This window comes from Comamonas sp. C24C (assembly GCF_053345995.1).
The window spans coordinates 639,374-662,657 of record NZ_JBKFBC010000001.1 but is presented as its reverse complement, the minus strand read 5'-3'; the positions used below and the strand labels follow the sequence as shown (position 1 = coordinate 662,657).

Below are 23,284 nucleotides of genomic sequence, written 5' to 3'. Positions count from 1 at the left end.
CCACTGCGAATTGGCGCAGATTCACACCAGTGTCATCGTCAGCTCATGCAATAGCGCATCCGCACTTGTAATGCGCCAGACAGAACCAGCCATGATTTTGCAGAAAACCGCCAAGGCCCAGGAGGAACTTCAGCCCGGATCGCGCCAGCTGCCGCAGCGCGCGCGCTCCCTGCTGTTGCTGGCCGGCGGCAAGAGCATGGAAGAACTTGCCACCATGCTGGGCAGCGATCATGCCGCACTGGCCCAGCAATTGGTGGAGCAGGGATATCTTCAGCTGGTGGCTTCATCCAGCGCCTCCAGGGAGCGCGGCATGGCCCTCCACCCTGCGGCGGCTCTCGCCACCCTCGGCGCAAGCCCTGCCTCACCAGCCCTGGCGCCAGCCGAGCAAGCCTCCAGCACGGTGCCGGCCATCAATATGGCGGGCACGCGCATGTATTTATTCGATATGTGCGAGCGCCTGTTTGCCAACCGCCATGAGGCACTGGCCCAGACATTGCGCACCCAGCTGCGCGAAGCCAGAGACCTGAACAGTCTGCGCAGTGCCGGCCTCAGCCTGCTGACAGCGGTAGAGGAATATGCGGGCGAAGAGCGCGCCCAGTCGCTGCGCGAAAGGCTGGCCGCCCTGCTGGCGCATGGCGAGGCCGCCGATCCGTCGAGCCAGGAACTGCAAGGCGCGACGGCCTAGCTTTCTGACGGCCGACGGACGAAGCCCGCGGTCAAGCGGCAACAGCCAGACGCCAGAGCGAGGTCACTTCGGCCGCGCGCGCAGTGTGCAAGGGGTCCTCGCGGTCCTGCACCTTGCCATGATGCGGGCGAACGTCATCGCGGCCCAGTACCTTGAGGCCGGCCGCTTCAATCCAGCCCAACAACTCGTCACGCGTACGCAACTTCAGATGCTCGGCCAGGTCCGACAGGATGAGCCAACCTTCGCCACCCGGCAGCAGGTGTGCAGCCAGCCCTTGCAGAAAGCCGCGCAGCATGCGGCTATCTTCGTCATAAATGGCCTGATCGAGCACCGATGCCGCCTTGCCCGGCAGCCAGGGCGGGTTGCAGACAATCAGGCCTGCCTGTCCTTGCGCAAACAGATCGGCACGCTGCAGCTCCACCCGGGAAGCATGACCCAGACGCTGCAGATTCTCGGTGGCACAGGCCAGCGCACGCTCGCTGGTATCGGTGGCGACCACCGACTTCACGCCGAGCTTGAGCAGCAATGCCGAGAGCACGCCCGTACCGACACCGATATCCCAGGCCTGTTGCAGACCAGAAGCGGGAATGCTCGCACGCGCCACCAGATCGAGATACTCGCCGCGCACGGGCGAGAAAACACCGTAGTGCGCATGAATGCGAGCGCCATCCAGGGCGGGAATCTCCACCCCCTTCTTGCGCCATTCATGGGCGCCGACCACACCCAGCAGATCGCGCAGCGGCACCAGCACGGACTGCGCAGGGGCTTCGGCCGCAACGGCGCCCCAGGCCTCGAAGCAGGCCAGGCGCCAGTCCGGAGCCCGGCGCAAGGCGCAATGCCATTGCACATCCAGCTCGATCAGAATGCTGCCCAGCATGCGTGCACGCTGGGCCTGGGACTGGCGGTACAGATGAAACGCGTGGGGAAAGCCTGCCGCAGCAGGGCCCTTTGCCGGGCTCTTGCGGCGCGACTTCTTGTCCAGCCGGCGGCCCAGCGCCAGCAACAGCTGACGCGCATTCTGAAAATCACCGCGCCACAGCAGTGACGCACCTTCGCTGATATGGCGAAACGCCGTATCAGCGGGCATGGTGTCATCGGCAACTTCGATGCGGCGAGGCTTGGGCAGGCTGCTTTCGCTGCGCCACAAGGCCGTATGGGCCTGGGCTTGCTCCTGCCATTGCAGCAGATCGAAAGCAGATGCGGGAGCGCAGACTGAGGCCGCGAGCTTGCTGTGGAGAGACGTCACGACCTGTCTTTCAGTGAGGGTTGAACCGCTGTGATCAGCCGTTCAGAGGGCGCTTGACGCGCACTTCTTCGATCTTGATGCTGCCGATCACAGCCGTCTTGGCCGTGGACATTTCACGCTTGAAGCCAGCCATTTCATGGAAACGCAGGGCACGCTCGTTGCGCAGCGGAATCCAGGCAGTCACATTGGTGCAGCCTTCTTCCAGCAAACCGTCACGGGCAGCGTCCCACAGGGCAACGCCAACGCCTTGGTTCCAGTGGGAAGGGGCAGCATAGATGGCCCAAATCTCGCCGGTGGTCTGGCGGGATTTTTCATCACGGGAGCGGTCAAAGCCGACAAAGCCGACGATCTTGTCGCCGTCGATGGCGACCTGGACCTGCGGCTCGCAGTATTCAATAGCTTCGCGCCAGTAAGCCTGGCGCTTTTCAACCGAGGACATGGCCTTCAGTTGATCATCGGGAACCAGACCTCGATAAGCCTCCAGTGCGGAAGCAGTATGGATCTGGGCAATCGCTTTTGCATCGCGAAGAGTAGCGGGACGGACCTGGATACTAGACATGGAAAAACCGGGGCGGAAACATGTAAGAATAGAAGGGCGTAATTGTCTACAGATTCAGAGTTTTGGCACGCGGTGCAGTGGTTAGCCATTTGCTCAACTGCGGCTGTTCGCTATTTCTTGCTATGGCGCAATCTATGTGCTATGCGCTCCACTAAGCAGAGCAGCAAGCCCGCAACCATCAATGGTTTGCGTCACATTTGATGACAATATGGCAAGCGCTCACCACAGCATGCAAGCGCTCAGTCCCTGAATCGCAGTCAAGGAAATTCAGAGCCAGCGCCGCATGAATTCCATCACCCGGTCGAATTTCTCCCCGAATGGCGGGTACAGCAGGGACGTCGCCGCCCAGCGCGACTGCACGAAAACCGCCTTCTGGTGCACAAAGCGCAAAAATCCCTGTTCTGCGTGATACGCACCCCAGCCGCTGTCGCCGACACCGCCGAACGGCAGGTTCTCATGCGCCACATGCAGCAAGGTGTCGTTCACGCAGACGCCTCCGCTGACGGTGCGCGTCAGCACAGCATCGCGCTCGGCCTCGCCATTGCCGAACCAGTACAGCGCCAGCGGGCGCGGGCTGGCGTTGATGGCATTGATCACGTCCTCGATATGCTCGTAGGAGATCACGGGCAGGATGGGGCCGAAGATTTCCTCCTGCATCAGCTGCATCTCACCCGTGGCGCCAAACACCAGCGCCGGAGCGAACTGACGCTCCACCGCCTCGCCCCAGGCCGTGGTGTCGCCATCGACCGCGGGGGCTGCGGCCTCATGCATCCAGTGCACCTGCGCTCCCAGGCTTTGCGCCTGACGCAGCATCTGCTTGAGCCGGGCCAGATGGCGCTTGCTGATGATGGCCGTGTAGTCCGGGTTGCCCGAGATGCGCGGGTACAGCTGCTGCACCGCCGCCTGGTAGGCCTCGGCAAACTCCTGCTCCTTGCCGCGCGGCAGCAGCACATAGTCGGGAGCGATGCAGGTCTGCCCTGCATTGACCAGCTTGCCGTAGGCCACCTTGAGCGCAGCGGCCTGCATATCGCAGTCCTGCGCAATGATGCAGGGCGATTTGCCCCCGAGCTCCAGCGTGGTGGGCGTCAGGTGCACGGCCGCTGCCTGCGCCACACGCCGCCCCACGGCCGTGGAGCCGGTGAACAGCAGATGGTCGAACTGCAGACCCGAGAACTGCGTGGCCACGGCCACATCGCCCTCGATCACGCAGAACTCTTCGGGTGCGAAGAACTGGGCGACCAGCTCGGCCATCTTGGCCGAGGTATGCGGTGTCAGCTCGCTGGGCTTTAGCATCACCCGATTGCCCGCCGCCAGCGCCGTGATGGCCGGCGCCAACGATAGCTGCAGCGGATAATTCCAGGGCGAGATGATGCCAACCACGCCCAGAGGCTGGCGCTCCACCCAGGCCTTGCCGGGCTGCAGCATCAGCGGTGTGCGCACGCGCTGGCGCTTGCTCCATCTGGGCAGGTGCTTGAGCGTGTGCCTGAGCATATTGCGCACCAGCATCAGATCCAGCATCTCGGTCCAGCGCTCGGAGCGCACGCCAAAGTCCTGCTCCACCGCCGCGCACAAGGCAGGACCGTTCTGGTCCAGCAGCTTCTGCAGACGCAGCAGCCTCTCCCGGCGCACCAGCAAAGGTACATCGACCTGCGTGCGGCTGGCTTGGTACTGCAAGTCAAAAATGCGGTGCAAGTCCATGTAGTTCATGCCTGTCTGAAAATCCCAAGATCACAATCCCGACCATACCGCGAGACTGCGTAAACACAGCGTAAAAAAAGAGCCTGATGCAACACTGCACAGGCTCTTGTGTGTTGACCGCGAAACCAGCCTGCGGCCCTTTGCTGCCTCACTGGCTCCAAAGTATGAAGCCTGCGCAAGGGCTTGTCATCACGACTCGTGCACCTCGCGCGGCTGCACATCGGTCACATCGCCGGTACCGGGCAGAACGCCGCGGCGCCCGCGGGTTTCACGCCCATCCTTCTTGGCATCGGCATTGCCCGACGATTGCGCCATCCACTCGGCTCCCGAGCGGTACACCGTCTGCCAACCGGCAAAAGGACTCATGGCACCCATGCTCATTGGCACCACGGGCTGGCCCGTGAGTCTGGCCCACAGGGCGCGCACGCCCCAGGCCAGGGCGATGAGACAGGCCACGGCCATCAGGCACAGGAAGAACACCAGGCCCACCAGCATCAGCATGATGCGGATGGCCCAACGGGTTGCAGTGGCGGCGAAATCGTTCAAAGCAATACCTCTTTCTAGGGTTCGGGACCTCAGGCAATGCCTGCGGACTCGAACCGGAACACCCCGGGATCATTCACCGGGTCGACTGTCACAGCTATCGTACTCTTGGGCGGGAACTTTCCTTCGAGTAACAACTTGGACAGCGGGTTTTCAATACGCTGCTGGATGGCGCGCTTGAGCGGACGGGCACCAAACACGGGATCGAAGCCCACCTTGGCCAGCTCGGCCAGGGCCTGCTCGGACACCTGCATGCTCAGCTCCATCTTCTGCAGACGGCTTTCCAGCAACTTCAGCTGAATCCTGGCAATCGCCTCGATGTTCTTGGCATCCAGGGCATGGAAGACCACGGTTTCATCGATACGGTTCAAGAATTCGGGTCGGAAATGGTTTTTAAGTTCCCCCCAGACCGCTTCCTTCACATCATCGGCATCCTCGCCAACCATGGCCTGTATCAGATGCGAGCCGATATTGCTGGTCATCACGATCACGGTGTTCTTGAAGTCCACCGTGCGCCCCTGGCCGTCGGTCAATCGACCATCGTCCAGAACCTGCAGCAACACGTTGAAGACATCGGGGTGGGCTTTTTCCACCTCGTCCAGCAGCAGCACGCTATAGGGCTTGCGGCGCACGGCTTCCGTCAGGTAGCCGCCCTCTTCATAACCCACATAGCCGGGAGGCGCACCGATCAAGCGTGCCACAGAGTGCTTTTCCATGAACTCACTCATGTCAATGCGCACCAGATGGTCCTCGCTGTCGAACAGGAATCCTGCCAACGCCTTGCACAGCTCGGTCTTGCCCACGCCCGTGGGGCCCAGGAACAGGAAGGAGCCGGTGGGGCGGTTGGGATCTGACAGGCCCGAACGCGAGCGCCGGATGGCATTGGCCACAGCCGAGATCGCCTCCTCCTGGCCCACCACACGCTCGTGCAGCTTGTCTTCCATGTGCAGCAGCTTGTCTTTTTCGCCCTGCATCATCTTGGCCACGGGGATGCCCGTGGCGCGGCTCACCACCTCGGCAATCTCTTCGGCTCCGACCTGGGTGCGCAGCAGCTTGTTGGCCGGCGCGCCATCCTGGCCTTCTTCCTTGGCCTGGGCCTCATGCAGCTGCTTTTCGAGTGCGGGCAGCTTGCCGTACTGCAGCTCGGCCACCTTGTTGAAATCGCCCTTGCGCTTGAACTCCTCGATCTGAATACGCAGCTGATCCACTTCCTTACGGATCTGCTCCGAGCCCAGTGCGCTGGCTTTCTCGGCCTTCCAGATTTCCTCGAGGTCGGCGTACTCGCGCTCCAAGCTCTCCAGCTCTTCCTCGATCAGCTGCAGACGCTTTTGCGAAGCCTCGTCCTTTTCGCGCTTCATGGCTTCGCGCTCGATCTTGAGCTGAATCATGCGGCGCTCGAGCTTGTCCATCACCTCGGGCTTGGAGTCCATTTCGATCTTGATCTTGGCCGCAGCCTCGTCGATCAGGTCGATAGCCTTGTCAGGCAGAAAGCGGTCGGTGATGTAGCGATGGCTCAGCTCCGCAGCGGCAACGATGGCGGGGTCGGTGATATCGACGTTGTGATGCGCCTCGTACTTCACCTGCAAGCCGCGCAAAATGGCAATCGTGTCCTCCACCGAAGGCTCATCCACAATGACCTTCTGGAAGCGGCGCTCCAGCGCTGCATCCTTTTCGATGTATTTGCGGTATTCATCGAGCGTGGTCGCACCCACGCAATGCAGCTCGCCGCGCGCCAGTGCGGGCTTGAGCATATTGCCGGCGTCCATGGCGCCATCGGCCTTGCCGGCACCCACCATGGTGTGGATTTCGTCGATGAAAAGAATGATGCGGCCTTCGTCCTGTGCGATTTCCTTGAGCACGGATTTGAGGCGCTCCTCGAAGTCGCCGCGGTACTTGGCACCAGCCAGCAGACCGGCCATGTCCAGCGACAGCACGCGCTTGTTCTGCAGGCTCTCGGGCACCTCGCCGGCCACGATGCGCTGGGCCAGGCCTTCGACAATGGCAGTCTTGCCCACGCCGGGCTCGCCGATGAGCACGGGGTTGTTCTTGCTGCGGCGCTGCAGCACCTGAATGGCACGGCGGATTTCATCGTCGCGGCCGATCACCGGGTCCAGCTTGCCGCTGCGGGCACGCTCGGTCAGGTCCAGCGTGTATTTCTTGAGCGCTTCGCGCTGGCCTTCGGCTTCTGCACTGTCCACGTTCTGGCCTCCTCGCACGGCATTGATGGCCGCTTCCAGGCTGGACTTGCTCACGCCGCTTTGCTTGAGCAAGGCACCGGCACGCGTGGCCGAGCCTGCGGCATCGGCCAGCGCCAGCAGAAACAGCTCGCTGGCGATGAACTGGTCACCGCGCTTGAGAGCTTCTTTCTCCGAGGCCTGCAGCAGGCGGGCCAGCTCGGAGCCGACCTGCACGTCGCCTTGCTGCTGCACGCGCGGCAGATCAGCCATGGCCTGTTCTGCCAGGTTCTTGAGTTGTTGCACATTGCCGCCGGCGCGCTGCAGCAGTGCACGCGGGCCGTCGTCCTGGCGCAGCATGGCCACCAGCAGGTGCAGAGGGTCGATGGTGGATTGATCAGCACCGAGCGCCAGGGACTGCGCGTCGACCAAGGCTTCTTGGAATTTGGTCGTCAGTTTGTCAATTCGCATGGTTTGTCGCTTTCGCTCCAATCAGATTCATTGCCATTTATCTGATAGTCAAACAGGGGGTTTCAAGACCCGAATGCGCAAAAAACAGCAAAAAGCAGATCCGCAACCGCCCTGCTTGCGGTATATCAAGTTCAAGCATCGCGCCAGCACCGAGCCAGTTGCGTAGGAGTAAGCCCATAGTGCTTGCGAAAGCTGCGCAGCAAATGACTGGCATTGGCAAACCCCGTTTCGGCGGCCAGCCATGCAAGCTGCGGCGTGCGTCCTCTTGCACCGCCTGCGCTGCCCTGAAGGCGGGCACAGACCTGCTGCAGACGCCTCTGCATGACCCAGTCATGCACGGTGCAACCCATGCTTTGATGGAACATACGGGCAAAGTGATATTCGGACAAGGCCACGACCTGCGCCAGCGCAGGCAAGCTCAGGGCTTTGCTGTCGGCCAGATGAGCCTCCACATAGTCAAGCACCTTGCGCCGGGCCGTGGATGACAGGCCACCCAACGGTTTCAGCAGCTTGTGCCGCTGCCAGGGCGCCGCCGATTGCAGCACCAGCCGATCCAGCACTTGCTGGCTCAGGCAGTCCGCCTGCCATATGTCGTGAGCCCCACTCCAGTCCAGTCGCCACAGCGACTGCGACCATTGCGCATAGATTGGATCCTGGGAATAAATCTGCGGTGTCAGCGTAATGCTGCGCGGCTCGGCATCCAGCAGGCGCACCACACGGTCGGCCCAGGCAATATCAGAGACATATAGGTGCAGAAACTGCACAGGCTCGCGCACCAGCCAGCGCGATTCATGCTCGGCCGGGAGAACGCAAAAGCGCCCTGCTTCACCCCGGGCCAGTGCATCGTCCTTGAGTTGCGATCCCCGACCTCCGGCCAGATAGACAGACAGCGTGTGATGGCCTTGCTGGCGGTAGTGCACCTCATCATCGTGATTGGTCCAGATTGCCAATTCCAGCGACTGACTCAAACCCGCTCTGCGGCTGATCCGGGCGCGTGACCGAGCCAGTACATGACTCAGATGCGATGGGGCGGATACAGCGCTGGCGGGCATGCCTGCATTGTGGCGCCAGCCATCTGGCCGCGCTTGCTGCAGCGCCACAAAACCGCAGGAATGTGCAACGAAGAGCCAATCCAGGCGCGCAAGATCTGGTTCTTCCAAGCACCAAGACTTGCCATGCTTTTACCTCTTTATGCCCTGGTCGTGCTGATCTGGGGCTCCACCTGGATCGCTCTCAAGATGCAGCTGGGCAGCGTACCCGTAGAGCTGTCCATCGCCTACCGCTTTGGTCTTGCCGCCCTGGTGCTTTTTGCCTGGCTGCTGCTGACCCGCCAGTGGCGCGTCCCCCGGGGCGCAGCCATTCCACGCGTGCTGGGCCAGGGACTATGCCTTTTCAGCCTGAACTTTGTCTGCTTCATGCACGCCAGCGAGACCCTGACCAGCGGCCTGGCTGCCGTGGTGTTTTCCAGTGCCAGCATCTGGAATGCATTTCTGGCGCGAGTCATTTACGGCCGCAGGCTTGCGCCCAATGTGCTCGCAGGCAGCGCTCTGGGCCTGACGGGTCTGGTGATTCTGTTCTGGCCGGAGCTGCAACAAGGTCAGCACGCCAGCTGGCAAGGTCTGTTGTGGGCGCTGGGTGGAACGCTGTGCTTTTCCTGCGGGAACATGCTTTCTGCATCGCTGCAGGGCCTGGGCTACAAGCCGCTGCACACCAATGCCTGGGGCATGCTGGCCGGCACGCTGCTGCTGGTGGCGTATGCGCTGATCGCCGGTCTGCCATGGCGCTTTGATACCAGCCCGCAATATGCAGGCGCACTGCTGTATCTGGCCATTCCCGGCTCGGTGATTGCCTTTACCGCCTACCTCACACTGGTGGGCCGACTGGGCCCCGAGAAAGCCGCTTATGCCACGGTGCTGTTTCCCATAGTGGCGCTCAATATCTCGGCCGTGGTGGAAGGCTATGAATGGACTGCAGTGGGACTGCTGGGCCTGGCCCTGGTGATGGTCGGCAATGTGCTGGTCTTCAGGCCGCCACGCTGGCTGCAGCCGAACGGTCTACAAAAAGCATAGCGCCTACCGCTCTTATGCACTTCATTTCAGATGATTTTTCGACTGAAACTCAATGAATAAATGCGAAAGCAGCTATCAATTCATAGAATCACTGCCATCTCGCCAATGCCTGCTCGTCGCTGACACGCGCATCCACCCAGCGAGCGCCCTGCCCGGTCTGCTCTTTCTTCCAGAACGGAGCTTCGGACTTCAGATAGTCCATGATGTATTCGCAGGCCTCGAAGGATTTGCCGCGGTGGGCGCTGGTCACGGCCACCAGCACGATCTGGTCCATGGGCTGCAGCAGGCCGATGCGGTGAATCACGCGCGCGCCATAGATGCCGAAGCGCGCCACGGCCTTGTCGATGATGGCTTCGATCGACTTCTCGGTCATGCCTGGATAATGCTCGAGCTCCATACTGGAGACGGCATCACCCTCGTTGCGGTCGCGCACCGTGCCGACAAAGCTGCAGACCGCGCCCACGCGTGCATCGCCGGCGCGCAAGGCGGCAATCTCGGCCGAGAGGTCAAAGTCCTGGGTCTGAATGGATACACGTGCGGCAGTCATGCCTGCATTGTCGCAGGCCAGCATGGGCATGTCCGGCGCATTAGCATTGCGCCATGGCCACACAAACCATCAATCTGCCGGAGTACACGCTGTACCCCTCTCCGCGCAACGAGCACCGGATGATCTTCGAGTTCCAGCTCTTTGTGCCCTATCCCTACGAGCTGATCCACCTGCCCGACTACAACTTCAAGGGCAAGGCCACGCTGTTTGCCGCCCACCGCAAGCGCGACAACAAATCGGGCCAGCTCATTACCTGCGAGCTGGCCGTGGACATCGAGCGTTTCGAGCGCCTGTTCGAGCCAAGCTAAAGGTCAAGGCCCTATGGACGACACCAGCCAGATTCAGCCGCCACCCAGCTTTGCCGAGCTGTTTCGCACGCGCAGCGGCAAGCTGTCCGCCCCGATTGCCGAGGTCGTCGCACGCTATGAGCTATGCGAAGACCTGGCAAGCCATCTGACCGAGCAGGCACAGACGCTTTATCACTCGGGCAATTCCTCCGAAGAACAGGTGCTGCTGGGCATGCATGCGGGCCTGGCCGCGGAGGGCTCGGTCGTCACGGCGCCGGAGGCAGGCTGGATCGTGCAGCGTCTGGCCGAGCTGCTGGAATGGCGTGCACCGCAGTTCTCCGCTCCTGCAGACCGGGCCTGAAAGCCCGGACGAAACCGGTTTCTAGCGCTTTAGATCAGCATTTTTCGCTTCAAACTCCGGAGCTAGATCAGAAGGCTCCGGCAGGCGCATGCAGACGCTGCCAGGCCAAGGCCCGCCAGGCAGGCGTTCCATAGGCAGCGACAAGATCGCGCCCGATGACGGCCCAGGCCGGGTCGGCCGGACTCAAGCCCAAGGCCTCGATGAACGGCGCTTGCACGATGAAGCACTGGCGCCGATAAGGCAGCAAAAAGCCATCCGCCTGCTGTGCAAGCACGCTGCGCGCCTGCGCATGCTCGCTGAACCAGATGTGCAGAAGAATGCCGCTACGCGGCACATGCCAGAAGCTGCCCATGTCATCTCCCGGTGCCGCCAGCACTCCCAGCACCCGACGCGCCTGCTCCCAGCCGGCAAAGCCGACCTCGCGCGCCGCCTGATGCAAGTGGTCGCGCAAGGTGGCCGAGCCCCCAGTACCCTCGCGACGCGCACGGCTCAAGCGCACACGGGCGCGCACCTTGATCTCGTCGACCAGGGCCTGCTGCGACAGGAATCCGGAAACAGAACTTGCCCCAATGGCCGAACCCGACGGGTCAATGGCGGCAGCACCCGCGGGCAGTGCTTGGCCTGGGCTCATGGCATTCACGGCTTCGCTGCTCATGGCTGCACCCCTTGCAGCTCTTGCTGCCACAGGGACAGCAGGGCCTGAAGTTCGGCGTCATAGTCGAACAAGGGGTCGTCGCGTTCCTTCACGCGGTCCAGTACTTCAAAACGGAATGCCTGTGCGCCGTGGCGGGCCCAGGCCTGGGCCAGTGCCGCATCGCGCCGGGAGCCATTGCTCAGCTCGAACCGCAGGCGGTTGAGCATTGCGTCCACATTGCGGCTGGCACCCAGGCGCAACAAGTCGGCGGCATCGCAGCGCACCGCGTAGATACCCATGGCGGGAAACGCCTGTTTGTAGTCCCGCGTCAGCGCGCGCCGCGCCTGGGGAAGAAGAGGTGAAGTCATGACAGTGCTCCAGGTTGCATCGGAGCCTCCCGCGCTGGGCCCCTAGAACAACCATGGTCTGACAGAACATCGATCGAGCGTGAACACGCTGCCTAAAGCAAGGGTGAGAGCCTCTTGTGCGGGCAGGCGCCCCTTTGCACCTGTGAGCCGCGATTCTAGAGCAAGCGCCTCAGGCCTGCTCGGACGTCAGGTGCTCGACCAGCTTGCGCCCGAAAGCCACATCGGGCTGCAGACCGTAAAGAATGCGATAAACGATGGGTGCCACCAGCTGGTCCAGCATGGTGTCCACATCAGGACCCGACTCGCCACGCGCCCCGGCCCGACTCAGCACAATGCAAAGTTGGTCGCGGATGATGTCCACGCAGGCGCAGGTCACCTGATCTTCCTGGGTCGCCACCAAGGTATCGCGCAGCAAGGTGCGCCCCAGAGGCGAGCCCATTTCCTCGATGTATTGCTCGGTCCAGGCCTGCAGATCGCCATGCAGGCTACCCGTGTCCGCAGGCTCGGCAATGGGACGGATGCGCTCCAGCGCCACGTCGGCCAGCAGTTGCGGCAAATCGCCCCAGCGGCGGTACAGCGTGGAAGGCGTCACGCCGGCTTCGGTGGCTATCAGGGGGAAGGTCAGCTCCTCGCGCGGCATGTGCTCCAGCAGTTTCCTCACCGCCTGATGCACGCTGGCCTGTACACGGGAGCTGCGCCCGCCCGGCCGGGATTGGACTGGGTCTTTTGCAATCATGGTCATTAAAGCTAAATATTTGCGTTAATGAGAAATTAACGCAGAATACGCAAACGCAAAAATTTTGCTTTTATGGTAGCGGAGCCTGCTTTTCCATGTCCACATCCTCTGTATCCCTGACTGCGGTGTCCAGCACCCGCAATATGGCTGCTGTCGCCCTGACCCTGGCCAGCTTTCTGGCGGCATCCAGCGCTCCCACGCCCTTGTATCGCCTCTACCAGCAGGCCTGGGGCTTTTCGTCGGGCATGCTGACCCTGATCTTCGCGGTCTACGCCTTCAGCCTGCTCGTCGCCCTGCTCACCATGGGCGCACTGTCCGATTACCTGGGGCGACGCCCCGTCATTCTTGCCGCCCTGGGACTGGAGGCAGTTTCCATGCTGATGTTTGCCCATGCACAGGATGCGCAAGCCCTGCTCTGGTCTCGCGTAGTGCAGGGCTTTGCCACCGGCATGGCCAGTGCGGCCCTGGGCGCGGCCCTGCTCGATATGGACCGCGAACGCGGTGCGCTGATCAACACGCTATCTCCCATGATCGGCATGGCAGCCGGCGTGTTCGGCGCCAACCAGCTGGCCAGCCACGGCCATGACGGGCTGCACCAGATCTACTGGTGGCTGCTGCTGGTCTTTGCGGCATCGGCCTGGGCCATTGCCGTGATGCCTGAAACCGTCAGCCGCCGCAGCGGAGCCCTGGCCTCCATGCGCCCTCGCATCCGCCTTCCCGCGCATATCCGCCCGGCCTTCCTGCGCATGGCGCCACTGGATATCGCCGCCTGGGCGCTGGCGGGCTTTTATCTGTCTCTAGGCCCCACCCTGCTGCGGGTGATCACCGGCTCCACCCTGATGGCGGGACTGGCCGTGTGCATCAACACCCTGAGTGCCGCGGCGGCCATCTGGCTGCTGCGCCACTGGACGGCCCAGCGCATGCTGCGCTTTGGCGGCTCGGTGCTGCCACTGGGCATCGTGATACTGCTGCTGGGCGTGGCCAGCCACAGCCTGACGCTGATGGTTGCAGCCTCCGTCATTGCCGGCGCGGGCTTTGGCGTGGGATTTCAGGGCGCGCTGCGCAGCGTGCTGCCGCTGGCCGAGCCGCATGAACGCGGTGGCCTGCTGTCCACCATCTATGTGCTGAGCTATCTGGCCTTCAGCCTGCCTGCCATCGCCGCAGGGCTGCTGACCCAGAGCCTGGGGCTGGTGCCCACCACCTATGGCTATGGTCTGATGCTGATCGTGCTGGGCTTGCTGGCACTGGCAGCCACAAGGCAGCAAGCCTGCGTGCGGCAGGCCGCCTGAACCCCGGGCTGTCGCCTGCGCGCCGCGTGGCCTGACAGACTCTCTGCTGCCCCATCAAAAAAGCCGTGCAGCAGACGCCGCACGGCTCGAGGATCGGTCTGACGGCTTCAGGCCTGGGCCGAGTCGGCAGCCTTCCAGTCCGCATAGCGGTTCAGAATGCGCTGCACCTGACCATGGGTCCACTCGCCGCCCTTGGCCGCCGCAATGCCCCGTGCATTGAGTTCGGCCGCCATGGCGCGATGGGTCAGTCCTTGTTCCTGCAACGCGGCAAACAGCGCTTCATGCTGTCTGGCAAAGGCATCGGCTGCCGATTTGCGCTTTTCCACCGTGGCGCGGATATTGGCCGCGCCGGCCGTGCCCAGCTTGACGCCGCGCTCGCGCGCTTCGGCCAACGCCTTGCGGGTGCGGGCGCTGATCTCGGGATTGACTTCGGGCGTGGACGGATCGGCGGTTTCGGTCATGGCATTAGAGATGGGTATATGACTCCGGAGCTGGAAACAGCACAGCAGCGGTGTGTGAGGCAACAGGCGGCAAGGCTCATCAGCCGCCCGTCACAGGCGGGAAGAACGCCACTTCGTCGCCATTGCTGAGCACGGCATCTGCATCACAGATATCCTGGTTCAGCGCCATGCGCACAGCCTTGCCGGCAGCCAGCGCCTGCGCAGCCGCATCGCTGCGGCTCATCAGTTGCTCGCGCAATGCTCCCACTGTGGCTGCCGGAGTCTGCAGGCTTTCGCTGCCTGTGCCCAGGGCCTCCCGAATCGAGGCGAAATATCGAATCGTAACGGTCTTCATCTCCAACTCCATCAGGCCATGAGTTCGGCAAACGGGATAAAGCGCACGCTGTCTCCCATGGCAATCGTGGTGCCTGCGGGATTGTCCACCACACCGTCGCCCCAGGCCGTGGAAGTCAACACCCCCGAACTCTGGTTTCTGAACAACTCCAGCCCGCCACCCTCGTTGTAGCGCACCCGCAGAAACTCTCTGCGCTTGTCGCCCTTTGGCCACTCGAAATCGGCGCGCGCCGAGATGGCTCGCGGCAGCACGTTCTCAACGCCCTGCAGACGCAGCAGGAAGGGGCGCACCAGCACCTGGAAGGTGACAAAGCTGGAGACCGGGTTGCCCGGCAGCCCGATGAAATGCGCAAAGCCTGTGCCGGACTCGCGATTGACACGACCGTAGGCAAAAGGCTTGCCGGGCTTGATGTTGATCTGCCAGAGATCCAGCTGCCCCAGCTCCTGCACGGCAGGCTTGATATGGTCTTCCTCGCCCACGGAGACGCCGCCGCTGGTGACAATCACGTCGTGGTCCATGGCGGCATCGGCCAGTGCGGTAATCGTGGCCTCGCGGTCGTCGGGAACAATGCCCAGATCCGTCACCTCGCAGCCCATGCGCAGAAGCAATGCACGCAAGAAGAAGCGGTTGCTGTTGTAGATGCTGCCCGCCGGCATATCCTGCGGAGCGACGGTGCCGGGCATGACCAGTTCATCGCCGGTGGAGAACAAGGCCACACGCGGCTTGCGTGCCACCTGCAGGCGGGCAAAGCCCATGCTGGCGGCCAGACCCAGGTGGGCCGGCGTGAGGCGGGTGCCAGCCTCGATCACAGTCGCTCCCTGCGTGATGTCCTCACCCGCGCGGCGAATCCACTGGCCGGCACGAGGCTCGGCCTTGATGCGCACGCGGCCGTCCTCGAGCAACTCGCAATCTTCCTGCATGACGATGGCATCGGCCCCGGCCGGCACGGGCGCGCCCGTGAAGATGCGGGCGACGGAGCCTGCAACCAGGGCCTCAGGCGAGGTGCCGGCGGGAATGCGCTGCGACACCGGCAGCACCGCCGTGCCGCCCACGCATTCGGCGGTGCGCACTGCATAGCCGTCCATGGCCGAGTTGTCCTGAGGCGGCACCTGCAGCGGTGAGACGGCGGCCTGCAGCAGCACGCGGCCATCGGCATCGAAGGTGTCCACCAGCTGTGCGCCGGCATGGGGCCGGGCATGGGCCAGCAGCTCCTGCAGGGCCTCGTCCAGAGGCTTGAGCGGCTTGCGGGGCGTCTGTGATGCTTGCATTGCTGTGTCTTTCCTTAGTTCTTGTATTGCAGAGAATCCGAATGCGCCAGCAGCCATTGCAGCACAAGCTGGGGCTGGTTCAGGTCCAGCACGGGCTGGACAGGCGTTTGCGGCAGATCCCGGGCAGCATCGGTGGCCACGGCCAGCACCCGAGGGTCGTGCGCAAACAGCGGCTCCAGGCTCTTGCCCTTGTCCAGCCTGTCCTGCTGCTGACGCCAGACCTCGATCTTGGGCAGCTCGCCATGCTTGAAGCCTTCGACCAGCACCCAGTCCACACTGGGGTCCAGCTGCGCCAGCATGTCGTGCACGCTGGGCTGCGCGGGCTGCTCATATTCGCGCATCAACGCCATTCGCCTGTCGGATGCGAGCAGCACTTCATAGGCTCCCGCCTTGCGGTGACGCCAGCTGTCCTTGCCTTCGCGATCCACATCAAAGTCATGATGGGCATGCTTGATGACCGAGACCCGCAGCCCGCGCTGCCTCATCAGCATCACCAGCGCCTCGACCAGGGCCGTCTTGCCCGCGCCCGAATATCCGGCAAAGCCTATGACCTTCATATTGATTTCAATATAATTTTGATAGCTAACAGCGCTTTATGGATAAGCGAATGACGACTATTTTATTCAAAGAAAAAAGCACCTGTCGCCAAGCCACAGGTGCTTTTCAAGCTTAACGCCGCAAGGCTTTATTTGCAGTTTTCGGCAATAAAGGCCTTGACCTGGTCCACATCGGAAGCCATGACGACCACACGCTTGGGCAGGTCTTCGATGCCGTTGAACTTGGCGGGACGGTCGGGCTGGCGGCCCAGTGCTTCTTCGATAGTCGCCGCAAACTTGATGGGCAGAGCGGTTTCCAGCACCAGCATGGGCTCGGCGCCCAGATGCTCGCGCGCCACCTTCACGCCGTCGGCGGTATGGGTGTCGATCATCTGATCAAAGCGCTCGAAAGTGTCCTTGATGGTGGCCAGACGGTCGGCATGGGTGCTCTTGCCACTCACAAAACCGTACTTGCCGGCCGCATCCTGGAAAGCGGGATCTGTGCTCAGATCGAACTTGCCCGCCTTGGCCACGCCTTCGGCGAACAGCTGCCTGGTGCGCACGCCGTCGCGGCCCACCAGATCGAACACAAAGCGCTCGAAATTGCTGGCCTTGGAGATGTCCATCGAGGGGCTCGATGTCTCGTAGGTATTGGCCGAGCCTCGCACCTGGTAGACGCCGGTGCGGAAGAACTCGTCCAGCACATCGTTCTCATTGGTGGCCACCACCAGCTTGGCAATCGGCAGGCCCATCTGGCGCGCCACATGGCCTGCACAGATATTGCCGAAGTTGCCCGAAGGCACGGTGAAGCTCACCTTCTGGTCATTGGAGCGGGTGGCCTGCAGATAGCCGGCAAAGTAGTAGACCACCTGGGCCAGCAGACGTGCCCAGTTGATGGAGTTGACGGTGCCGATCTTGTACTGGGCCTTGAAGGCGTGGTCGTTGGAGACGGCCTTGACGATGTCCTGGCAGTCGTCGAACACACCTTCGATGGCGATGTTGTGGATGTTCTCGTCCTGCAGGCTGAACATCTGCGCCTGCTGGAAGGGGCTCATGCGGCCGTGGGGGCTGGTCATGAAGACGCGCACGCCCTGCTTGCCGCGCATGGCGTATTCGGCCGCACTGCCGGTGTCCCCGCTGGTGGCACCCAGGATATTCAGTTCCTCGTTGCGACGGGCCAGTTCGTACTCGAACAGATTGCCCAGCAACTGCATGGCCATGTCCTTGAAGGCCAGCGTGGGGCCGTTGGACAGGGCTTCGATGTGCAGCACGCCGTCCAGCTGGCGCACGGGCACGATGGCGTCGCTGCCAAAAACTTCCTTGGTATAGGTCTTGGCACACAGGGCGCGCAGATCTTCGGCCGGAATGTCGTCGATATAGAGCGACAGAATCTCGAAGGCCAGGGCCGCATAGCCCTTGGTGGCCAGCGTCTCGCGCAGCTGGCTCAGCTTGGCATCGTCGATCCGGGGATACTCGACGGGCAGGTACAGGCCGCCATCGGGAGCCAGACCTTCGAGCAAAATGTCGCAAAAACGCTTGCGGTCAGCATGGCCGCGGGTGGACAGATACAGCATCTCAAACTCGCCAAAAACTAAAATTCGGAACCAGCAGCCAAACGGACAGAAGTCGTGCCGCCAAGCCGACCATTATCGGTCAGCAAGCCCGATTTGACTGCGCGCGAATGCAGAGACCGGCCAACGCCATTGCCTCATATCGCCCTGAACGGGGACTCAGGGTTGGAAATAGCGCTGCGCCCCCGGCTTGATATAGGGCTTCAGCTCCTTGAACGGGACACTGACTCCACTGCCCAGGCACACTCCCATGGCATGGCCTATGCCTGAAATCACAAAACTCATCTTGTCGGGATTGTCGAACATCAGCGCCATGTACTGAGGCAGGAGCTCGGTGCACTCCTTGTCATCCTCGGAATACCGGCTCACTGCCTTGCTCAGAAAACGCGAAAGCCGATCACCGTATTCCAGCTTGTACTCGCCATATTTCGCGTCCTTGAGCAGGCGGGTGAAGTCCATATAGCCGCCCCGCAGCAAATCCAGCACAAAGGGGTCGTAATGATTGTTGGGGTGCGCGCCGCCACAACCGGTTGAACCGGACTCCACCACACTCATCAAGGCGCTTGAGAGGTAAGTCACCTTGATCGACTCGTTATTGAAGTCCCCCAATGAGCCTGCCGCCGGGCCAGCGTTCTGGTAGATCGAACCCACACAGGCCAGCGCCTCCAGGCTCATGCCCCAATGGCGCTGCTCCAGAACGGTATTGGTCTGAGCCAGAATTTTGCTATCCGGATGGCGCGTGAGGCGCGGATACCAGAACTGGGTACGCGCGTCACGCACCGGCCTCCAGGCCAGATTGGGGCTGACCACCACTTCCTTGCCCTGCTCCAGCTTTTGCTCGGCCACTTTCAGATAGTCGTAGGGCGTGGCCTGTGCCGAGATGGCAACGCCCGATGCAATACCGCTGCCCGCACCTTGCACAATCGCCAACGTCACGGCCTCCACACCGAATGGCGCTATCTTTTCAGGGTCGTACTGCGCAATATGGGTAAGGGCTAGCGGCAGTTTTTTTCCATGAATATCATCCACCCACTCACCAGCCAAAGCACTGCCTTGCTGGCGCAGTTGCCAAACGATGCGGCGCTGTTGGGAGTCGGTCAACACGGGAGGCTCGCCACCGCTTTCACGCGCCCAGTCGTTATTCAAAGGACGTGCCTCAGACAGCGCATTCAGCGCGCCCCGGAGCGGAATATCCACTCCATGCCGCAGATAGAAATAGCGCCCCTGGCGTTCACCATCCCCACCCGGCTGGCCCAGCTCCATCACCACCGCCGAGCCACCCAGCGTGCCACGATAGACATCGACGGGCGCCGCTTGCGCACCCGCTGCCACCCAAAGCAAAAAGGCTAGCGCCATAGGGCGCCAGCCTTTGAAGGAGTTTGCAATACCGACATCGCACTGAACAGGGAATAAACCGGTTTGAGTGCGACGGTACATGCTCAAGTCCTTAGTTCAGCTCTTCCTTGCGGATGCGGGTGATGGGAGCCAGCACCGTGGGCAGGCCCTGGATTTCCGCCAGAGCCTTGTCCATATCCCCTTCGCGCGTGTCGTGCGTGAGGATGATCAGGTCGGTCTGGGTCGAGCCTTCGCCGCCCACTTCGTCGGCCTCGCGCTGCAGCACCGCATCGATGCTGATGCCGGCACCGGCCAGCAGGCCGGTGATCTTGGCCAGCACTCCGGCTTCGTCAGCCACGCGGATACGCAGGTAGTAGCTGGTCACGACCTCGGCCATGGGCAGCACGGGCAGCTCGCTGCCAGCGGCAGCCAGGCTGCTGCTCTGGAAGGCCAGGGCAGGCACGCGGTGGGCAGGATCGGAGCCGTCCATGCGGGCGATATCCACCAGGTCGGCCACCACGGCGGAAGCGGTGGGCTCGGACCCGGCGCCCTTGCCGTAGTACAGCGTGGTGCCCACGGCATCGCCGTTCACCACCACGGCGTTCATCGCGCCTTCCACATTGGCGATCAAACGCTTGGAAGGCACCAGCGAGGGGTGCACACGCAGCTCGATGCCCTTGTCCGTGCGCTTGGTGATGCCCAGCAGCTTGATGCGGTAGCCCAGTTGCTCGGCGTAACGGATATCGGCACCGGCCAGCTTGGTGATGCCTTCCACATAGGCCTTGTCGAACTGCACGGGAATGCCGAAGGCAATCGCGCTCATCAGCGTGGCCTTGTGGGCAGCGTCCACACCCTCGATGTCGAAGGTGGGGTCGGCTTCGGCGTAGCCCAGACGCTGTGCTTCCTTGAGCACCACGTCGAAGTCCAGGCCCTTGTCGCGCATTTCGGACAGGATGAAGTTGGTCGTGCCGTTGATGATGCCGGCCACCCACTGGATGGAGTTGGCGGTCAGGCCTTCGCGCAGGGCCTTGATGATGGGAATGCCACCGGCCACGGCGGCTTCATAGGCCACCATCACGCCCTTCTCGGCCGCAGCCTTGAAGATTTCCGTGCCGTGCACTGCCAGCAGGGCCTTGTTGGCGGTCACCACATGCTTGCCGGCCGCGATGGCTTCCAGCACCAGGGCCTTGGCAATGCCGTAGCCGCCGATCAGCTCGACCACCACATCGATATCGGGGTTGGCGATGACTTCACGTGCGTCGCCGACCACCTTGACCTTGTCACCCACCACGCTCTTGGCGCGTTCGGTATCCAAGTCGGCGACCATGGTAATTTCAATGCCGCGACCCGCACGACGGCGAATCTCGTCTTGATTGCGTTCCAGCACATTGAAAGTACCGCTGCCTACGGTGCCAATGCCCAACAGGCCTACTTGGATGGGTTTCATAAGTTCTAAGGTCAAAAAAGCGCTGAAGCGCTTGAAAATCAAGCGCCACCAGCTATCAAAAAGATGAGTTACGCGGCTTTCTCAGCCTTGGCAGGCTTGAGTGCCTTTTCTGCCGGCACTGCCTTGGGCTTGTCCGTGCCATGGCGCTTCCGGTACTTCTCGAGGAAGGCTGCCAGCCGGTTGATGGCCTCGCGCAGATCTGCCTCATGAGGCAGGAACACGATGCGGAAATGATCAGGCTCGGGCCAGTTGAAACCCGTGCCCTGCACCAGCATGACCTTGGTTTCCTGCAGCACTTCGAGGAAGAATTCCTGGTCGTCCTGGATCGGGTAGACGACGGGATCAAGGCGCGGGAACATGTACAGCGCGCCCTGAGGCTTGACGCAGCTCACGCCGGGAATGGCGTTGATCAGCTCCCAGGCCAGATCGCGCTGCACGCGCAGGCGACCGCCCTCCTGGACCAGAGCATCAATGCTCTGGTGACCGCCCAGTGCCGTCTGCACCGCCCATTGGCCGGGCACATTGGCGCACAGGCGCATGTTGGAGAGCATGTTCAGGCCCTCGATGTAATCCTTGGCGGGCTTTTTGTCACCCGAGATCACCATCCATCCGGCACGGTAGCCGCAGGAGCGGTAGGCCTTGGACAGGGAATTGAAGGTGATGGTCAGCACATCGATGGACAGGCTGCCCAGCGGCGTGTGCTTGGCATCCTCGTACAGCACCTTGTCGTAGACCTCGTCCGCGAAGATGACCAAACCATGCTCGCGCGCCAGCTCCACGATCTGCAGCAGCAGCTCCTTGGAGTACAGCGCACCCGTGGGGTTGTTGGGATTGATGACGACGATGCCCTTGGTACGCGGCGTGATCTTGGCGCGGATGTCGTCCATATTGGGCATCCAGCCATTGGACTCATCACACATGTAATGCACGGGCGTGCCGCCGGACAGGCTGGTGGCAGCCGTCCACAGCGGATAGTCGGGCGCAGGCAGCAGCATCTCGTCGCCGTTGTCCAGCAGCGCGTTGGTGGCCAGGCTGATCAGCTCCGAAGCACCGTTGCCCAGATAGATATCGTCCAGTGTCACGCCCTTGATGCCCTGGCGCTGGGTTTCGTGCATCACGGCCTTGCGCGCCGCGAAGATGCCCTTGCTGTCGGAGTAGCCTGCCGAGTTGGGCAGGTTGCGGATCATGTCCTGCTGCACTTCCTCGGGAGCGTCGAAGCCGAACACGGCCAGATTGCCGATGTTGAGCTTGATGATCTTCTGGCCGTCGTCCTCCATCTTCTTCGCCGCGTCCATGATCGGCCCGCGGATGTCGTAACAGACGTTTGCTAATTTGGCGGATTTTTGAACGGTTTTCATGCGAATCAATACAAAAGGATTTCAGGCACGCCAGGGCGCATTAAGTGCCATGGTGAAACCTATAATTTAAGCACAGTTCCGCGCTGCAGCAATGTCCCCACCCTCTCTGTATGGAGACAGCAGCCATCGCACCCGTCCAGTGCGCCGATTACGCACACTCTTCATCATGAAATTTCATGCAGACAAATCCGATGCGCAAACCATCACCGGCTATGGCCCGGGCTGGATCGCCGTTGACAAGCAAAACCATGAAACCAGTCTGCTGGTCGGGGCCCGCGGCCTGCTGACCGAGTGGAACTGCCCCCGCTTCGAAGACCTGACGGCCGAGCATTTCGAGGAACTTGCCAAGCTGGATGCGGAAGTCGTGCTCTTCGGCAGCGGCAGCAAGAACCGCTTTCCGCCTGTGGCCTGGCTCAAGCCGCTGATCGCCAAACGCATTGGCCTGGAGAGCATGGACACTGCTTCGGCCTGCCGCACCTATAACGTCCTGGCCAGCGAAGGCCGTAACGTGGTCGCAGCCCTGCTGCTAGCATAGACTTCTGAGCTTACATTGAGAGAAATACGTATTTCAGGGTAAAATCGCAGGTTGCGGTTGGGGGCGATCGATTGATAAAAACAAAAATACCACCGACGCCCTCGGCATTTCAACGAACACACCCGAGAGATACAAGCGCATGGCGATCGTTGTCAACAAACCACTCCCAGAATTTGAAGCCAACGCCACCGGCGGCGTCAAGGTGTCCAACACCTCGCACAACGGCCAGATTCTGATCCTGTATTTCTACCCCAAGGACAACACGCCGGGTTGTACCACGGAAGCAATGCAATTCCGCGATAAGTACAAGGATTTCGTGAAGGCTGGCGCCACCGTGTTCGGTGTGTCGCGCGACAACATGAACTCGCACAACGACTTCAAGGAAAAGCTGGAACTGCCGTTCGAGCTGATTGCCGACACCGAAGAGAAGATGTGCCACATGTTTGGCGTGGTCAAGAACAAGATCATGTACGGCAAGAAGGTCAAGGGCATCGAGCGCTCCACCTTCCTGATCGGCGCCGACGGCATCCTGATGCAGGAATGGCGCGGCCTGAAGGTTCCCGGCCACGTGGACGAAGTGCTCAAGGCCGTCAAAAGCCTGAAGACTCAGGACAAGAAGGTGGCCTGAGCCCCACCCGGGACTGAAAACCTTGCAATTATCTACACGCAAAGTATTTCAAAGTCTTTAAACAAGGCAAAACAGGAAATACTGCGTTCAGGCCCTCGCGGCCTATGCATAATGGGGCATGCCTCAGTGCTACGCAGTATTCTC

At 61.8% G+C, this 23,284-nt stretch carries 25 protein-coding genes; 7 read left to right on the top strand and 18 right to left on the bottom strand.

Annotation, left to right across the window (positions count from 1 at the left end):
• The first annotated feature begins 70 nt into the window (after window positions 1-70).
• Complete coding sequence (locus tag ACLBXN_RS03000; RefSeq protein WP_447611079.1) at window positions 71-685, top strand: hypothetical protein; 615 nt, start codon at window positions 71-73, stop codon at window positions 683-685.
• 31 nt (window positions 686-716) lie between these two features.
• On the opposite strand, the gene ACLBXN_RS02995 is transcribed toward ACLBXN_RS03000, so the two are convergent.
• From ACLBXN_RS02995 to ACLBXN_RS02970, 6 genes are all read right to left on the bottom strand, one after another.
• Complete coding sequence (locus tag ACLBXN_RS02995) at window positions 717-1,931, bottom strand: methyltransferase (RefSeq protein ID WP_447611078.1); 1,215 nt, start codon at window positions 1,929-1,931, stop codon at window positions 717-719.
• Window positions 1,932-1,965: 34 nt separating this feature from the next.
• On the bottom strand, window positions 1,966-2,490 hold the full coding sequence (locus ACLBXN_RS02990; RefSeq protein ID WP_034348967.1) for a GNAT family N-acetyltransferase: 525 nt from the start codon (window positions 2,488-2,490) through the stop codon (window positions 1,966-1,968).
• Between the two features lie 267 nt (window positions 2,491-2,757).
• On the bottom strand, window positions 2,758-4,197 hold the full coding sequence (locus ACLBXN_RS02985; protein ID WP_447611076.1) for a coniferyl aldehyde dehydrogenase: 1,440 nt from the start codon (window positions 4,195-4,197) through the stop codon (window positions 2,758-2,760).
• Between the two features lie 180 nt (window positions 4,198-4,377).
• The gene (locus ACLBXN_RS02980) at window positions 4,378-4,734 is read right to left on the bottom strand and encodes a hypothetical protein (RefSeq protein ID WP_447611075.1); all 357 of its coding nucleotides are present in this window, start codon (window positions 4,732-4,734) and stop codon (window positions 4,378-4,380) included.
• Window positions 4,735-4,763: 29 nt separating this feature from the next.
• Window positions 4,764-7,376, bottom strand: coding sequence for an ATP-dependent chaperone ClpB (clpB, locus tag ACLBXN_RS02975; protein ID WP_447611074.1), 2,613 nt, complete (start codon window positions 7,374-7,376; stop codon window positions 4,764-4,766).
• A 131-nt stretch (window positions 7,377-7,507) separates the two neighbouring features.
• Entirely contained in the window at window positions 7,508-8,344 is an 837-nt protein-coding gene (locus tag ACLBXN_RS02970) for a helix-turn-helix domain-containing protein (protein WP_447611073.1), read from the bottom strand.
• Between the two features lie 207 nt (window positions 8,345-8,551).
• On the opposite strand from ACLBXN_RS02970, the gene ACLBXN_RS02965 reads away from it, so the two are divergent.
• On the top strand, window positions 8,552-9,445 hold the full coding sequence (locus ACLBXN_RS02965) for a DMT family transporter (RefSeq protein ID WP_447611072.1): 894 nt from the start codon (window positions 8,552-8,554) through the stop codon (window positions 9,443-9,445).
• An 88-nt stretch (window positions 9,446-9,533) separates the two neighbouring features.
• Here ACLBXN_RS02965 and ACLBXN_RS02960 read toward each other — a convergent pair whose 3' ends face one another.
• On the bottom strand, window positions 9,534-9,992 hold the full coding sequence (locus ACLBXN_RS02960; RefSeq protein WP_043006337.1) for a molybdenum cofactor biosynthesis protein MoaE: 459 nt from the start codon (window positions 9,990-9,992) through the stop codon (window positions 9,534-9,536).
• A 53-nt stretch (window positions 9,993-10,045) separates the two neighbouring features.
• On the opposite strand from ACLBXN_RS02960, the gene ACLBXN_RS02955 reads away from it, so the two are divergent.
• Window positions 10,046-10,300, top strand: coding sequence for a hypothetical protein (locus ACLBXN_RS02955; protein ID WP_003057869.1), 255 nt, complete (start codon window positions 10,046-10,048; stop codon window positions 10,298-10,300).
• A gap of 13 nt (window positions 10,301-10,313) precedes the next feature.
• Complete coding sequence (locus ACLBXN_RS02950; RefSeq protein ID WP_447611071.1) at window positions 10,314-10,640, top strand: hypothetical protein; 327 nt, start codon at window positions 10,314-10,316, stop codon at window positions 10,638-10,640.
• 67 nt (window positions 10,641-10,707) lie between these two features.
• Here ACLBXN_RS02950 and ACLBXN_RS02945 read toward each other — a convergent pair whose 3' ends face one another.
• The 3 genes from ACLBXN_RS02945 to ACLBXN_RS02935 all read right to left on the bottom strand — a co-directional run bounded on the left by ACLBXN_RS02945 (window position 10,708) and on the right by ACLBXN_RS02935 (window position 12,378).
• Window positions 10,708-11,295: a hypothetical protein gene (locus ACLBXN_RS02945; RefSeq protein ID WP_447611070.1), complete on the bottom strand. Its 588-nt coding sequence runs from the start codon at window positions 11,293-11,295 to the stop codon at window positions 10,708-10,710.
• Window positions 11,292-11,642, bottom strand: coding sequence for a GIY-YIG nuclease family protein (locus ACLBXN_RS02940; RefSeq protein ID WP_034378730.1), 351 nt, complete (start codon window positions 11,640-11,642; stop codon window positions 11,292-11,294). The genes ACLBXN_RS02945 and ACLBXN_RS02940 overlap by 4 nt, the downstream gene beginning before the upstream one ends.
• A gap of 169 nt (window positions 11,643-11,811) precedes the next feature.
• Complete coding sequence (locus ACLBXN_RS02935) at window positions 11,812-12,378, bottom strand: TetR/AcrR family transcriptional regulator C-terminal ligand-binding domain-containing protein (RefSeq protein ID WP_447611069.1); 567 nt, start codon at window positions 12,376-12,378, stop codon at window positions 11,812-11,814.
• 95 nt (window positions 12,379-12,473) lie between these two features.
• Here ACLBXN_RS02935 and ACLBXN_RS02930 point away from each other — a divergent pair, with 95 nt between their 5' ends.
• Window positions 12,474-13,667 (top strand): MFS transporter, encoded by a 1,194-nt coding sequence (locus tag ACLBXN_RS02930; RefSeq protein WP_447611068.1) that lies wholly within the window; start codon window positions 12,474-12,476, stop codon window positions 13,665-13,667.
• A 107-nt stretch (window positions 13,668-13,774) separates the two neighbouring features.
• On the opposite strand, the gene ACLBXN_RS02925 is transcribed toward ACLBXN_RS02930, so the two are convergent.
• The 8 genes from ACLBXN_RS02925 to ACLBXN_RS02890 form a co-directional block, all read right to left on the bottom strand.
• The gene (locus ACLBXN_RS02925) at window positions 13,775-14,128 is read right to left on the bottom strand and encodes a recombinase family protein (protein ID WP_447611067.1); all 354 of its coding nucleotides are present in this window, start codon (window positions 14,126-14,128) and stop codon (window positions 13,775-13,777) included.
• Between the two features lie 79 nt (window positions 14,129-14,207).
• Window positions 14,208-14,462, bottom strand: a complete 255-nt coding sequence (moaD, locus tag ACLBXN_RS02920) for a molybdopterin converting factor subunit 1 (protein ID WP_039049984.1) — start codon at window positions 14,460-14,462, stop codon at window positions 14,208-14,210.
• A gap of 11 nt (window positions 14,463-14,473) precedes the next feature.
• Window positions 14,474-15,730: a molybdopterin molybdotransferase MoeA gene (locus tag ACLBXN_RS02915; protein ID WP_447611066.1), complete on the bottom strand. Its 1,257-nt coding sequence runs from the start codon at window positions 15,728-15,730 to the stop codon at window positions 14,474-14,476.
• 14 nt (window positions 15,731-15,744) lie between these two features.
• Window positions 15,745-16,287 (bottom strand): molybdopterin-guanine dinucleotide biosynthesis protein B, encoded by a 543-nt coding sequence (gene mobB / locus ACLBXN_RS02910; protein ID WP_211457545.1) that lies wholly within the window; start codon window positions 16,285-16,287, stop codon window positions 15,745-15,747.
• A gap of 128 nt (window positions 16,288-16,415) precedes the next feature.
• On the bottom strand, window positions 16,416-17,840 hold the full coding sequence (thrC, locus tag ACLBXN_RS02905; RefSeq protein WP_447611065.1) for a threonine synthase: 1,425 nt from the start codon (window positions 17,838-17,840) through the stop codon (window positions 16,416-16,418).
• Window positions 17,841-17,996: 156 nt separating this feature from the next.
• On the bottom strand, window positions 17,997-19,193 hold the full coding sequence (locus tag ACLBXN_RS02900; protein WP_447611064.1) for a hypothetical protein: 1,197 nt from the start codon (window positions 19,191-19,193) through the stop codon (window positions 17,997-17,999).
• Between the two features lie 91 nt (window positions 19,194-19,284).
• Window positions 19,285-20,619, bottom strand: coding sequence for a homoserine dehydrogenase (locus tag ACLBXN_RS02895; RefSeq protein WP_003064309.1), 1,335 nt, complete (start codon window positions 20,617-20,619; stop codon window positions 19,285-19,287).
• Window positions 20,620-20,687: 68 nt separating this feature from the next.
• The gene (locus ACLBXN_RS02890; protein ID WP_447611062.1) at window positions 20,688-21,977 is read right to left on the bottom strand and encodes a pyridoxal phosphate-dependent aminotransferase; all 1,290 of its coding nucleotides are present in this window, start codon (window positions 21,975-21,977) and stop codon (window positions 20,688-20,690) included.
• A 166-nt stretch (window positions 21,978-22,143) separates the two neighbouring features.
• Between ACLBXN_RS02890 and ACLBXN_RS02885 the strand changes: the two genes are divergently transcribed.
• Window positions 22,144-22,512 (top strand): Mth938-like domain-containing protein, encoded by a 369-nt coding sequence (locus ACLBXN_RS02885; RefSeq protein ID WP_447611061.1) that lies wholly within the window; start codon window positions 22,144-22,146, stop codon window positions 22,510-22,512.
• Window positions 22,513-22,651: 139 nt separating this feature from the next.
• Entirely contained in the window at window positions 22,652-23,140 is a 489-nt protein-coding gene (locus ACLBXN_RS02880) for a peroxiredoxin (RefSeq protein WP_003057908.1), read from the top strand.
• The last annotated feature ends 144 nt before the right edge of the window (window positions 23,141-23,284 follow it).

Bases quoted from the DNA above. Each gene is read 5' to 3' on its own strand.
- ACLBXN_RS03000 (WP_447611079.1), top strand. From the start codon at position 71: ATGCGCCAGACAGAACCAGCCATGATTTTGCAGAAAACCGCCAAGGCC.
- ACLBXN_RS02990 (WP_034348967.1), bottom strand. From the start codon at position 2,490: ATGTCTAGTATCCAGGTCCGTCCCGCTACTCTTCGCGATGCAAAAGCG.
- ACLBXN_RS02985 (WP_447611076.1), bottom strand. From the start codon at position 4,197: ATGAACTACATGGACTTGCACCGCATTTTTGACTTGCAGTACCAAGCC.
- clpB (WP_447611074.1), bottom strand. From the start codon at position 7,376: ATGCGAATTGACAAACTGACGACCAAATTCCAAGAAGCCTTGGTCGAC.
- ACLBXN_RS02965 (WP_447611072.1), top strand. From the start codon at position 8,552: ATGCTTTTACCTCTTTATGCCCTGGTCGTGCTGATCTGGGGCTCCACC.
- ACLBXN_RS02960 (WP_043006337.1), bottom strand. From the start codon at position 9,992: ATGACTGCCGCACGTGTATCCATTCAGACCCAGGACTTTGACCTCTCG.
- ACLBXN_RS02955 (WP_003057869.1), top strand. From the start codon at position 10,046: ATGGCCACACAAACCATCAATCTGCCGGAGTACACGCTGTACCCCTCT.
- ACLBXN_RS02950 (WP_447611071.1), top strand. From the start codon at position 10,314: ATGGACGACACCAGCCAGATTCAGCCGCCACCCAGCTTTGCCGAGCTG.
- ACLBXN_RS02945 (WP_447611070.1), bottom strand. From the start codon at position 11,295: ATGAGCAGCGAAGCCGTGAATGCCATGAGCCCAGGCCAAGCACTGCCC.
- ACLBXN_RS02940 (WP_034378730.1), bottom strand. From the start codon at position 11,642: ATGACTTCACCTCTTCTTCCCCAGGCGCGGCGCGCGCTGACGCGGGAC.
- ACLBXN_RS02935 (WP_447611069.1), bottom strand. From the start codon at position 12,378: ATGATTGCAAAAGACCCAGTCCAATCCCGGCCGGGCGGGCGCAGCTCC.
- ACLBXN_RS02930 (WP_447611068.1), top strand. From the start codon at position 12,474: ATGTCCACATCCTCTGTATCCCTGACTGCGGTGTCCAGCACCCGCAAT.
- ACLBXN_RS02925 (WP_447611067.1), bottom strand. From the start codon at position 14,128: ATGACCGAAACCGCCGATCCGTCCACGCCCGAAGTCAATCCCGAGATC.
- moaD (WP_039049984.1), bottom strand. From the start codon at position 14,462: ATGAAGACCGTTACGATTCGATATTTCGCCTCGATTCGGGAGGCCCTG.
- ACLBXN_RS02915 (WP_447611066.1), bottom strand. From the start codon at position 15,730: ATGCAAGCATCACAGACGCCCCGCAAGCCGCTCAAGCCTCTGGACGAG.
- mobB (WP_211457545.1), bottom strand. From the start codon at position 16,287: ATGAAGGTCATAGGCTTTGCCGGATATTCGGGCGCGGGCAAGACGGCC.
- thrC (WP_447611065.1), bottom strand. From the start codon at position 17,840: ATGCTGTATCTGTCCACCCGCGGCCATGCTGACCGCAAGCGTTTTTGC.
- ACLBXN_RS02900 (WP_447611064.1), bottom strand. From the start codon at position 19,193: ATGGCGCTAGCCTTTTTGCTTTGGGTGGCAGCGGGTGCGCAAGCGGCG.
- ACLBXN_RS02895 (WP_003064309.1), bottom strand. From the start codon at position 20,619: ATGAAACCCATCCAAGTAGGCCTGTTGGGCATTGGCACCGTAGGCAGC.
- ACLBXN_RS02890 (WP_447611062.1), bottom strand. From the start codon at position 21,977: ATGAAAACCGTTCAAAAATCCGCCAAATTAGCAAACGTCTGTTACGAC.
- ACLBXN_RS02885 (WP_447611061.1), top strand. From the start codon at position 22,144: ATGAAATTTCATGCAGACAAATCCGATGCGCAAACCATCACCGGCTAT.
- ACLBXN_RS02880 (WP_003057908.1), top strand. From the start codon at position 22,652: ATGGCGATCGTTGTCAACAAACCACTCCCAGAATTTGAAGCCAACGCC.